Raw genomic sequence first — 13,024 nt, 5'->3', positions numbered from 1 at the left:
ATCTTAAAAGATTTATATAGTCTTGAATGTTTGTCAAAAAGACTTTATAATTTTTACCAAATTCATTAGTAATAATTTTATAATAATATGGTATAATAATTATAAGAGTAATAATATAGGTGTGGTGATTATTATGACAATTATTGGGAAAGTAGTATATGATGCTTCAAAATTAGTTGGCAATACTGCAGAATTTGGTATTGGACTAACGGGGGATGTCATATCGTCTATTGCAGGAATTTCAGGTAAGGATAAATTGGCTAAAAATACGAAGAAGTATAGTGTTATACTTGGTAGGGTAGCTTCGAAAACTTCAAAAATAGCAGGAGCAGTAACAGCTGTTCTAATAGATAAAACCATTGATGTTACGGTGCATACTGCAAAATATATTGCTGAAAATGCGATAAATACAAACGTTAAGATTTATGGACAATCTGATAAATTTTATGATGAAGATAAATATATAGAGGTTGAATATAAGGTCTTAGAGAAATAAGGATGAATTTGTTTGAAAAGATACTTTAATGTAATATTAATTTTCAGAATTGTGTAATATTGCTTTTCAAATATGTATTTTAGTGATATAATTTTATTGAGAGTAAATATGAAATATGGCTAAAAAAATGAGAGCCACACTATCAAGTCTATTAAGCAGTAGATTTAATTAGTGTGGCTTTTTTGTATTTTAAATTAGCATACGAGATAGGTAGTTTTTCATAGATTATGCTATAACTAAAAGTATATATTGCTTTAATGCTTTCACTTCGCTAAGTAATTCTAAAATTTATTTTATGTACAGTTGCTAAAAAGTACAAACTCGCATGCGCTCAAACATGTACTTTTATTAAGACACCTATAAATAAAATAAATTAAGAATTACTAAGGCTTGCTTAAATGCATTCTACACAATATATACTTTTGTTAGCATAATCTATGAAAAAGGACTTTATTTATAGCTACTGAAAAATACAAATTTGTATGTGCTCAGACATGTACTTTTATTAAGATACCTATAAATAAAATAAATTAAGTATTACTAAAGCTAGTTTAAATGCATTATGCGCAGTATATACTTTTGTTAGCACAATTCATGAAAAAGTAATTTTTACTTCGCTGAGTTATTTCTCAACATAAAAATATTATTAATTGTAAAAATAATAGGGGGTGAGTATGATATCAGAAAGTTTTACGTTTAAGGGTAAGGATGGTTTGAAAATATTTGTATACAAATGGATGCCGGATGTGGATATGCAGGTTAAGGGTGTGGTTCAATTAGCACATGGAATGGCGGAGACAGCAGCTAGGTATGAAGATTTTGCAAACAATTTAACAAAAAATGGATTTATTGTTTATGCTAATGATCATAGGGGTCATGGGGAAACTGCAGGGAAGATAGAGACTTTGGGAGAATTAGGTGAGGATGGCTTTAATTCAATGGTTGAGGACATGCATAGACTAAATAATATTATTAAAGAAGAAAATATGATTTTACCTGTATTTTTATTTGGGCATAGCATGGGATCATTCTTAACACAAAGATATATTTGTTTATATGGAAGTGAATTAAAGGGTGTTATTCTTACAGGCACTTGCGGTAAGCGGGGAATTATTGTTGATATAGGAAGAATAGCATCAAAAGTGGAGATTATAAGAAGAGGAAGAAATGCTAAAAGTATTAATTTAAATAAATTGATTTTTGGAAGTAATAATAATTTTTTTAAACCAAATAGAACATTATTTGATTGGCTAAGCAGGGACAACAAAGAAGTGGATAAATATATAGAAAATCCATACTGTGGTGCAGTTTTTACAGCGGGCTTTTTCTATGATTTTTTAAGTGGACTTAAGAGTGCAGCAGATGCGGAGGAAATTAAAAACATTCCTAATAATTTACCTATCTATATTTTTGGAGGTGATAAGGACCCTGTAGGAAAAAATGGGAAGGGTGCTTTAAAACTTGTTAAGACTTATGAGAAACATGGAGTTAAGGATCTGACTTATAAACTTTATAAAGATGGACGTCATGAAATGCTCCATGAAACCAATAAGGATGAGGTAACTACTGATATAATAAAATGGATTAATGCACATTTAATCTAAGCACTTTTTCATAGATTATGCTTTAACTAAAAGTATATATTGCTCCAATGCTTTCACTTCGCTAAGTAATTCTAAAATCTATTTTGTTTGCAGCTACTAAAAAGTACAAACTCGCATGCGCTCAAACATGTACTTTTCTTTACGTATCTGCAAATAAAATAAATTAAGAATTACTAAGGCTAGTTCAAATGCATTATTCGCAATATATACTTTTGTTAGTATAATCTAAGAAAAAGAGAATATATGTAATATATCAGTGACTAATTTTGATGGCTTGTACAAAAAACATAACAACCTTTTATTATTTTATTATAGTATGATGATAAAAACAGCAAAAGTATTATATTGTATAAATATTACAAATCAATATTAAATATAAAAAAATTTATAAATATAGTTGTTGTGTGAGTGGAAATAAACAACAAGTTATTATTATAGTTTACTAGTGTATGGTTATTTTTTCAATTATAGGATAATATAATTATATTATGTTGTTTTCTATTCTATGTAGATTAATCTACGTAAGTTTGATTTTAAATTCAAAAAATGAAAGAGGGAAATTTTAGTGAGTGAAGTACAAAAACTTAAAACGAGAGATCAAGTCGATAGCAAGTATAAGTGGAATGTTGAAAAGATATATGAGAATTCGTCAGTCTGGGAAAAAGATTTTGAAATACTAAAGGCTAAAGTGCCAAATATGAAAAAATTCTCAGGTAAACTAGGTATCCCTGAGGAGTTATTATCATTTTTAGAAAGTAACGTAGAAATTGAAAGACTTTTAGATAAATTGCTTGTGTATGCACATTTAAGAGGAGACGAGGATACAGGCAAGGCTGAATTTCAAGTTCTTAAGAATAAGATTGATACTTATGGCGCAGAAGTTTCTAGTGAAACTGCATTTTTTATTCCTGAGTTATTATCATTACCTGAGAGAGCAGTTGATGAGGCAATAGTTAAGTTTCCAAAGCTTAAACTATATGAATTTTATTTAACAGATATTATAAGTCAAAAGGACCATACACTAAGTGCAGAGGCAGAAAAGCTTTTGGCGTCTGTTAGTGATTGTCTAAGTGCACCGGGAAATATATTTGGAATGCTTACAAATGCAGACATGACATTTCCGTGTATAAAGGATGAAAAGGGTAATGAGGTGGAATTAACTGAAGGGAACTATAGCAATTTTATAAAATCAAAGGATAGAAGAGTAAGAAAAGATGCTTTTGAAACATTATTTTCAACATATAAAGGATTTAGTAATACTTTAACAGCATCTTTAACATCTTCGATAAAGAACTTTATATTTAATGCAAAAACAAGAAATTATTCCTGTGCACTTGAAAGTTCTTTAAAACCTAATAATATTCCAGTAAAGGTTTATGATAATGTAGTTGATACTATAAATAAAAACTTATCATCCCTTCATAGGTATGTAAGCATTAAGAAGAAGCTTCTAGGGCTTGATGAAATGCATATGTACGATTTATATGTGCCTATAATTGATGCGGAGGAAAATCATATTGAATATGAAGAGGCAGTTAAAATAGCACTTGAGGGTATTAAGCCACTCGGACAAGAGTATTTAGACATCTTCAAGGAAGGTATTAATGAGGGATGGGTAGATGTATTCCAAAACAAAGGTAAACGCTCTGGAGCTTATTCTTGGGGCTGCTTTGATAGTATGCCATATGTGCTTTTGAATTATAATTATCAATTAAATGATGTATCTACGCTTGTTCACGAAATGGGACACTCCATTCATTCATATTATGCAAGAAAGACTCAACCATATATATATTCAGGGTATGAGTTATTTTGCGCAGAGGTTGCATCTATAACTAATGAATGTTTATTAATAGATTATCAAATTAAAAATGAGAATGATAAGAAAAAGAAATTATTTCTAATAAATCAGCAATTAGAGGGAATAAGAACTACAGTATTTAGACAGTGCATGTTTGCAGAATTTGAAAAGGTAATACATGAAAAAATTGAACAGGGTAATCCGTTATCACCAGAGGACTTATGTAAAATTTATCATGATTTAAATGTGAAATATTTTGGACCGGATATGGTAGTAGATGCAGGAATAGATATGGAATGGTCAAGAATTCCTCATTTTTATAATGATTTTTATGTATATCAGTATACCACAGGTTTTGCAGCTGCTAATTCTTTCAGTAAAATGATAACTAACGAGGGAGCAAGTGCTGTAGAAAGATATATAGGATTCTTAAAGAGTGGTGGAAGTGATTATCCAATAAATATACTTAAAAAGGCAGGGGTAGATATGTCATCACCAAAACCTTTAGAAGATACTATAAAAAGATTTGATGAATTATTAGGGATGCTCGAGAAAGAAATGTAACAAAGGGGCAGTATATATTACTACAATTGCTAAAGCTCGTTCAAATGAAATTTTCATAATATATACTTTTCCTAATGTTATAATTCATTTGATTTCAAAAAATAAAAATTTAAATGAAATTTTAATAGTTTCTGAGTTCCTTATTTGGATCATTATGGAGAAATCCATACTTAATCTTTAATTATTTCAATTGCAGAAGATATTTATACACATAAACTTTACATAAATATAAGATATTTGTAATACAGTTATTGATTATAATTTAAAATATAGGAACTCAATAAATAAGCAAAGATATGGGAGGGTTTAATATGTATACAATGGAACTTAAAACAAATTTACTGATAATAACTATGAGTGGAGTTATGACAAAAGAAGAAGGTATATCTTATATAGAGGAATTGAAAAAAAATATAAAAGATATAAGTCCTATTGACTATAATATAGTTGTTGATTCAAGAAAATTAAAAAAAATTTCAAAAGAATTAAGTGAGAGTAGGAAACAAGCCATCTCATTAATAGCTAGTACTCCATTTAAAAAACGATATAATATTATGCCCAAAGATATTATTGCTACTATGCAGGGTGTGCGTGCAGGTATTGTAAATAATGAATTTAATAATACTATTTTCGCAGAATCTTATGGGGAACTACTTAAATTCAAAGTTTAACATTTAACTTAACATAAGTTAGAGAGAGTCACATATTTTTCACATAAAGATTTGATACTAATCCTACAATTAATTGTTATTATAAAGGTATGGTAATTAGCAAGTGATTTATTTTTTAATTAGAGTCCCCCTTTAATTAAATATGAGTATAAATCTAATAATATAAAATAGCCTATAGGTAGACTTTAAAGTGTCTATTTTATAGGCTATTTTATATTGCAACTGCTTGCGAAGAGGGTGAAATATAGACGGTTACTTGATTGTATAGTAGAGTCATAAGTCAGTTGTTTTAATTCTTATGTGATAAATAACTAGGCAAAGGAATGAGTGGATCAGATGAATCTGTGTTAATATAAGTTTTAGGGTATGCATCTCTATATTGAGTTGGAGTTATTCCTTCATATTTCTTAAATAATTTCATGAAATATTTATCATCTTTAAAACATAAAGTATAAGAGATTTCTTTAATGCTTTTTTCAGAGTTCAATAATAGTTCTTTTGCTTTATTTATCTTAATACTATTTATATATTGAAGAGTACTCATTCCAATATGTTTTTTGAATAATCTCGTTAGATGATCGGCACTAAAATTAGACTTCTTAGCTACCATTTGTACAGATATGTCTTTAGTAACATTTACTCTTATCCATTCTAATATTTGAAAAAATCTTTTATTTACTGAATTTTCTTTTGTTAATGACAAACTAAATGAGTTTATAAATTGTTGAGTTAATTCTATGGCAAGTTCAGATACTAAATAATCAGTTGATAAATGTGTATAATACAGTGAATTAGCTATGTGTAAAATTTGTTTTATATAAATGAACACTTTTCCAGTGTCAATTAATGATAAAAAAGTTGGCAATAAAATATCTTCATGCAAACTTTCCGTATTTAATATTGAAATAATTTCTTGATATATCTCAGATTTAGTTAATATTATCTCATTTGAAGTACATAAAAAATGAAGCCAGTAAAAACTACTACCCTCATCTGAGGGTGCATATCCGGAATGTAACATACCTGGGAGTAAAAATAAAACATCACCTGGATTTACTTCATACTTATCCTCATTTTGTTTAATATAAATGGTTCCTTTAATTCCAATGATAATTTCATAGTCATTTTCTAGAATAAAAGATTTATGCTGCCAATTTTTCTCACATATAAATTGACCAGATTTGTAATAAGAGAGAGGTACACTTACATTTGTCTTAAAATAGAGCATATCTGATTTCACCACCAAAAGTACGATTTTATTAGTTGTTAGATAAATGTAATCGATTTATAATTAGCGTATAAATCAATCATATAAGAACAATCAACATTATACTTCCATAAAAAGCTTATGTCAATTGGTGCTAAGAAAAAACACTGATTGTCGTATTTACCATACCTTAAATATTGATATAGGAGGAGTTTAATAAATGCAAAATGAGATAAACATAAAAGATATTATTATTACAGATGATTTTTGGTCTAAGTATATAAGATTGGTTAAAGATGAAATGATTCCATATCAATGGAATGTGCTTAATGATGAGGCTAATATAAAAATTGATGCTGAGCGAGATGATGAGAATATTCCAATTGAAAAAAGTCATGCAATTGAAAATTTTAAAATTGCAGCGGGACTAAAAAGTGGTCATCATTATGGCTATGTTTTTCAAGATAGTGATGTTTATAAATGGCTAGAGGCTGTTTCATATTCTTTGATTAATGATAGTAACTCTGAACTTGAAAACATAGCTGATGGCGTTATAGACTTGATAGGACTCGCTCAACAAAAGGATGGATATTTAGATACTTACTTTACTATTGATGCTAAGGAAAGAAAGTTTAAGCGTCTATTAGAAAGTCACGAATTATATTGCGCAGGTCATTTTATGGAAGCGGCAGCTGCTTATTATAGTGTTACAGGAAAAAGAAAGATAATAGATATCGCTTGTAATTTAGCTGATTGTATTAATGAATATTTTGGCCCAGAAGAAGGCAAGATTCATGGATATGACGGTCATGAAGAAGTAGAAATTGGTTTAGCAAAACTATACTCAGTAACTAAAGATAAAAAATACTTGGAATTAAGTAAATACTTTTTATATGAAAGGGGTAAAGATAGTAATTTTCTTAAAGATCAATTAAAAGATGATAATAATAAAACTTTTATACTTCCAGGAATGGAAAAATTACCTCAGAAATATTTTCAAGTGCATCAACCAATTCTTAAGCAAGAAACTGCTGAAGGACATTCGGTTAGACTTATGTATATGTGCACAGCTATGGCAGATATAGCTTATTTAACGAATGATAAAGAAATGCTAGAAGCGTGCACAAAATTATGGAACAATATTACTAGTAAACGAATGTATATAACAGGAGGTATTGGTTCGACTGTAATAGGGGAAGCCTTAACTTTTGACTATGATTTGCCTAATGACACAATGTATTGTGAAACTTGTGCATCGGTGGGAATAATATTCTTTGCTTTTAATATGCTTAAAAACGAACAGCTAAGTTTATATGGAAATGTTATGGAGAGAAGTTTATATAATTCTACTATTAGTGGAATGGCACTTGATGGAAAACATTTCTTTTATGTAAATCCCTTAGAAGTTGATCCAGTAGCTAGTAAAAATGATCCAGGCAAAAGTCATGTAAAGGTAACTAGATCAGAATGGTTTGGATGTGCATGTTGTCCTCCTAACCTTGCAAGAACATTGACTTCTTTAGGTAAGTACATTTATACCACCCTTAATAACACAATATATACACATTTATATATGTCTAATGAAGTTGATATCTTAATAAATAATAATAAAGTTTCTATTAAACAAGAGACAAACTACCCGTGGGCTGGCGATATTAAGTTTTCTTTAAATATTGAGAAATCCAGTAATTTCAGTATGGCCTTTAGAATACCTGATTGGTGTTATTCGTATTCTGTTAAAGTTAACTATGAAAAAGTGGAATATAAAATTATAAATGGTTATATCTCCATCTTAAGAAATTGGAATACATTTGATACAATAGAAATCAAACTCGAGATGGAAATTCAAGAAATAGTAGCAAATCCAAATATTAAAGATGATTTAGGGAAAGTTGCAATTCAAAGAGGACCTTTTATATACTGCTTAGAAGAAATAGACAACGGTAAAAATCTACATTTAATTAGATTAGATAAGTCTGCTAGTTATGAATATGAATTTGATTCTAAGCTGCTTTCTGGCGTTGGTAAAATTAAAACTAAGGCTAAAAAACTAATTATAGATGATAGTTGGGAGGGACAACTATATAGAAGTGATAAAAAAAGTCAGGTATATGAAGAGTGTGAAATTACATTTGTTCCATATTATAGTTGGGCTAACCGATCTGTAGGTGAAATGAGGGTATTTATAAATAAGGATTTATAGATTTTTAATAATTATATAACTATTATAAAATGTAATAGTTGCCATCATAATGACGGCTATTGCAATGGGGGGACCATTATGAATGTTAATATTGAAAAAAGTAAACCATTATCTAAAAAAACTAATACATTACCTTTTTATCAAAGGATTAGTTACGCACTAACTGATTGCGGAGGTAACTTGTTATATGTAGTAATAAGTACTTACTTATTATATTTCTTTACAGATGTTTTTGGATTAAGTATTGCTGTTGCAGGGACATTACTTTTAGCAACTAGATTAGTTGATGCTGTTGATGCTCCTATATGGGGATTTTTAATAGATCATACACACACAAAGTGGGGACAGAGTAGACCATATTTCCTATGGTTATGCGTTCCTTTTGCATTTTTTACTTGGCTTACTTTTACTACACCTAATTTAGCTGGTACATGGAAGATAGTATATGCAGTAGTAACATATATTCTTGCAGGTGTTTGTTATACAGGTATTAGTGCTCCAATAACGGCTATATTGCCTAATTTATCTAGAAGCTCAGAAGAAAGAGTGGTTTTAAATTCGTATAGAATGGTTGGAGGAAATATAGGCGTTCTTTTTACTAATCTTGTTTTACCATTAGTAGCAATTTTAGGCGCTGGCAATGACAAAAAAGGATTTTCATTAACCCTTGGAATCTTTGGTATTGTCGCTATAATAATGTTTTTAACAGCTTTTGTTAACTTAAGAGAAAATCATGTCAGTGAATTAAAATCAATTCCTATTAAAAAGAGTATAAGTGCTGCAAAAGGGAACTGGCCTTGGATTCTACTAGTTACTGCTAATTTAATTTTCTGGGTTGGTAATAATGTAAGATCATCCTCATTAATATATTATTTTGAGTATAATCTACATATGAAATACTTAGTTTCTATAGTTGGGTCTTTGTCCGTATTAACAGTTGCAGGTATGATACTTATACCTTTTATGGTTAAGCTATCAAACAAAAGATCTGTAATGATTGGTGCTCTTTTAGTAGCCGCTATTTCTAATATATTACTGATGGTTGCATCCCATAACGTAAGTGCTGTTATTAGATTCTATGTAATCGGTTCTATAGGATCTGGAGTAGCGTGCTCTATGCCTTTCGCAATGCTTGCAGATACTGTAGATTTTGGAGAATGGAAAACAGGAATAAGAGCTAGTGGTTTCTTGTCCTCAATAGGTAGTGCATTTTGTATTAAGGCTGGTAGTGGTATCGGCGGATTTATCCCAGCACAAATCATGTCTTCTTTTGGATATGTAGCGAATAAAGTTCAATCAACCTCTTCTTTATTTGGAATTCAGTTTAGTTTTATATGGGTTCCTGCCATGCTATTTGTCCTAGCTACTATACCTATGATATTTTACGGAAAATATGAAAAAGGTGAGGCTCAAATTAGTAAAGAGTTGGAGAAAGGAAGAATGCTACACGTTTAGGATTATTGAGTAAATATTGAATTGTTATTTAATTAAAGGTTACTAATATATACAAATAAAATCATCCAACATAATAAAAATATAATTTTACTTATATGTATTTTATTATTGACCTTCTATACCAAAAAACTTATAATACAATTAATACTAATATTAATATATTAATAATTTTATTAATTACTAAAGGAGGGTGTAATAATGGCTAATTTAAAAAAGGCTAAAATCATTATTAATGCTGATGTTAAGAAGGGTAAAATTAACAAGAACATTTATGGTCAGTTCTCAGAGCACCTAGGCAGATGCATATATGAGGGACTTTGGGTTGGAAAAGACTCGCCTATTCAAAATACAAATGGAATTCGTAATGATGTAGTACAGGCTTTAAAAGAACTTAAAATTCCAGTATTAAGATGGCCAGGTGGATGTTTTGCTGATGAGTATCACTGGAAGAATGGCATAGGTAAACCTGAGAGTCGTCCTAAAATGATTAATACTCATTGGGGAGGTCTAGTTGAGAATAATAATTTTGGAACACATGAATTTTTTGAGCTATGTGAGCAACTTGAAACAGAGCCTTATATTTGTGGAAATGTTGGAAGCGGCACTGTTCAAGAAATGAGTGAATGGGTAGAATATATGACATTTGATGGTGTGTCTCCAATGGCAGAACTTAGAGCGGCTAATGGGCACGAAAAACCTTGGAAACTAAAATACTTCGGTGTTGGTAATGAAAATTGGGGCTGCGGTGGAAATATGAGACCAGAATATTATTCAGATTTATACAGAAGATATTCTACCTACGCAAGAAATTATCAGGAAAATAAGCTTTTTAAAATAGCTGGTGGTCCTAATGCTTCTGATTATAATTGGACGGAAGTATTGATGAGAGAATCTTCTAGTCTTATGGATGGATTAAGTCTCCACTATTATACAATGCCTTTCGGTTTCGATGATAAAGGTTTCGCAACGGTATTTGATGAGACATTATGGTTTAAAACTATGGAAAAAATATTATATATGGAAGAACTTATAATTAAACACAGTACTATTATGGATAAATACGATCCAGACAAACGTGTAGGATTAATAGTCGATGAATGGGGAACTTGGTTTAATGTGGAACCGGGTACAAACCCTGGCTTCCTTTATCAACAAAACACCTTAAGAGATGCTCTAGTTGCAGGAGTTGGTCTTAATATATTTAATAACCATTGCGATAGAGTGCAGATGGCAAATATTGCTCAAATGGTAAATGTTCTACAAGCTATGATATTAACGCAGGGGGATAAAATAGTATTAACACCAACATACCATATATTTAAAATGTACAAGGTACATCAAGATGCTGAGCTTTTGTCTACATCATTTGAATGCGAAAATTATGTTAATGGGGATAAATCTTTACCTGAGCTAAATGTGTCAGCTTCAATTGACGACAAGGGAATCACTCATATATCTTTATGCAATTTAAGTCCTAATGATGAAATTGAAGTGACTAGTGAATTAAGAGGATTCGACTATTCAAAAGTATCGGGAACTATACTTGCATCTGATGAAATGAATGCATACAACAGTTTTACAGATCCAAATAAAGTTGTTCCAAAAGAATTTAAAGCGGTTACAATTCAAAATAATAAACTTTCAATAGTTATGCCTAAAATGTCAGTTATTGTACTTAATGTAGAGTAATAAGATGATAAAATGTAAGGCTTGCTCTGCGAGTGTGATGGTTTCTGAAAATGATATTGATGACATGTTAAATATAATTGTAAGTGGCAATCAATTTAAGCTTATTGATCAGGAAACTTATGAAAAACGTTTGCATATTTGCTTTAATTGCAATTATCTAGAATATGGTACAACCTGCTTGCAGTGTGGTTGTATTGTACAAATAAAGGCGAAATTGATGGAATCTAATTGTCCTTATCCTAAAAAATCAAAATGGGAATGAAGTCTCACTTCATTCCCATTTTACTATGTATAATATAGTCTAAAGATTAAATCTTGATCGTAGTTTCCAAAACCACTTCCAAAAACCGTTAGACCGCCTATATGCTTAGCATCTGCTGCCACTTCTAATCTTAATTTCCATTGTTTGCTCCTAATATTTATATCAGATAATTTAACATCTGAAATTTTTTCTCCATCAATAAAAGAACCTTTTTCATTTATTTTAATGATTTTTAGCATCCCGTATTGATTTATATCACTGTTCCACCAGTTTGGAGTATATTTTCCTTTTACATCAGCGAAGTCGCCAGGACTAGTCCAATCTCCAATTTTAATTCCGTTCATTATAAAAGAGATATCAGATGGCCAATTTTTGTTTGCACCGGGTGCTTCTGAGCCAATTTCCATAGATATTTCAAGTTCACTAGGATTTTGCGTTGTTAAGAGATAATTAGGCAATTTATATTCAACAAAACCCTGAGTGAACCATAGAATCTTTGCAGCTACTCTTTGTGAATCTAAAAAAGATCTTGTATCGTCAAAATAACCTATAATTTTTTCAGTAGTTGCAAGACCACATGTTGGTGTGATTTCAAAATCAGTATATTGACCTACCGGAACGATATATTCATGATGTTCTACTCGCTTCTGGGTTTTCCTCGGAAAATCTATTATTATACCATCTAAAATTAAAGAGCATATTTTCTGGACGCCACCCTTACTTTTGGTACGTTCACCTTTTACGATTCCAGCTTTTTCTAATTTATTAATGTGCATAGTAATAATTGCACTACTAAGTTCTAGTTTGCTAGCAATTTCTTTTATATTTAAGGGTAGTTCGGAAAGAAGATTAATAATCTTAATTCGTACAGAACTATCTAACGCTTCGTAGACAGGAAGCCATTTTTCGCTTATATCGATTTTCATAATTATTCCTTTCACTATTTAATGATTAACATAATTATGAACTTGTTAATTAGGATTGTAAAGTAATTAAATTAAAGTAGCAAATATTCATATTAAGCTATTTATATTCTTTGGTTTGTTTTATAAGCAATTTTAAATTATAGGAT

At 30.0% G+C, this 13,024-nt stretch carries 10 protein-coding genes; 8 read left to right on the top strand and 2 right to left on the bottom strand.

Annotated features, from left to right (window positions below; all coding sequences use genetic code 11):
- The first annotated feature begins 133 nt into the window (after window positions 1-133).
- From KPL54_RS17160 to KPL54_RS17145, 4 genes are all read left to right on the top strand, one after another.
- Complete coding sequence (locus tag KPL54_RS17160) at window positions 134-496, top strand: hypothetical protein (RefSeq protein WP_216107726.1); 363 nt, start codon at window positions 134-136, stop codon at window positions 494-496.
- A gap of 674 nt (window positions 497-1,170) precedes the next feature.
- The gene (locus KPL54_RS17155) at window positions 1,171-2,100 is read left to right on the top strand and encodes an alpha/beta hydrolase (protein ID WP_216107725.1); all 930 of its coding nucleotides are present in this window, start codon (window positions 1,171-1,173) and stop codon (window positions 2,098-2,100) included.
- 565 nt (window positions 2,101-2,665) lie between these two features.
- A complete protein-coding gene (pepF, locus tag KPL54_RS17150) occupies window positions 2,666-4,465 on the top strand; it encodes an oligoendopeptidase F (protein WP_216107724.1) in 1,800 nt (599 codons plus the stop codon).
- Window positions 4,466-4,776: 311 nt separating this feature from the next.
- Window positions 4,777-5,136, top strand: coding sequence for a hypothetical protein (locus KPL54_RS17145; protein ID WP_216107723.1), 360 nt, complete (start codon window positions 4,777-4,779; stop codon window positions 5,134-5,136).
- Window positions 5,137-5,425: 289 nt separating this feature from the next.
- On the opposite strand, the gene KPL54_RS17140 is transcribed toward KPL54_RS17145, so the two are convergent.
- A complete protein-coding gene (locus tag KPL54_RS17140) occupies window positions 5,426-6,364 on the bottom strand; it encodes an AraC family transcriptional regulator (RefSeq protein WP_216107722.1) in 939 nt (312 codons plus the stop codon).
- Between the two features lie 199 nt (window positions 6,365-6,563).
- Here KPL54_RS17140 and KPL54_RS17135 point away from each other — a divergent pair, with 199 nt between their 5' ends.
- From KPL54_RS17135 to KPL54_RS17120, 4 genes are all read left to right on the top strand, one after another.
- Window positions 6,564-8,546 (top strand): glycoside hydrolase family 127 protein, encoded by a 1,983-nt coding sequence (locus tag KPL54_RS17135; protein WP_216107721.1) that lies wholly within the window; start codon window positions 6,564-6,566, stop codon window positions 8,544-8,546.
- A 78-nt stretch (window positions 8,547-8,624) separates the two neighbouring features.
- The gene (locus KPL54_RS17130; RefSeq protein ID WP_216107720.1) at window positions 8,625-10,001 is read left to right on the top strand and encodes an MFS transporter; all 1,377 of its coding nucleotides are present in this window, start codon (window positions 8,625-8,627) and stop codon (window positions 9,999-10,001) included.
- Between the two features lie 198 nt (window positions 10,002-10,199).
- Window positions 10,200-11,690: an alpha-N-arabinofuranosidase gene (locus KPL54_RS17125; RefSeq protein WP_216107719.1), complete on the top strand. Its 1,491-nt coding sequence runs from the start codon at window positions 10,200-10,202 to the stop codon at window positions 11,688-11,690.
- 4 nt (window positions 11,691-11,694) lie between these two features.
- Window positions 11,695-11,952 carry a DUF6171 family protein gene (locus KPL54_RS17120; protein WP_216107718.1) on the top strand — a complete coding sequence of 86 codons (258 nt, stop codon included), beginning with the start codon at window positions 11,695-11,697 and terminating at the stop codon, window positions 11,950-11,952.
- 23 nt (window positions 11,953-11,975) lie between these two features.
- Here KPL54_RS17120 and KPL54_RS17115 read toward each other — a convergent pair whose 3' ends face one another.
- Window positions 11,976-12,878, bottom strand: coding sequence for an ArsR/SmtB family transcription factor (locus KPL54_RS17115; RefSeq protein WP_216107717.1), 903 nt, complete (start codon window positions 12,876-12,878; stop codon window positions 11,976-11,978).
- Window positions 12,879-13,024: the final 146 nt, after the last annotated feature.

It is taken from the genome of Clostridium estertheticum (assembly GCF_018861295.1).
Taxonomy (GTDB): Bacteria; Bacillota; Clostridia; order Clostridiales; family Clostridiaceae; genus Clostridium_AD; species Clostridium_AD estertheticum_D.
Note: the sequence above shows the minus strand (reverse complement) of the source record. Positions and strands in the feature narration are given on the sequence as shown.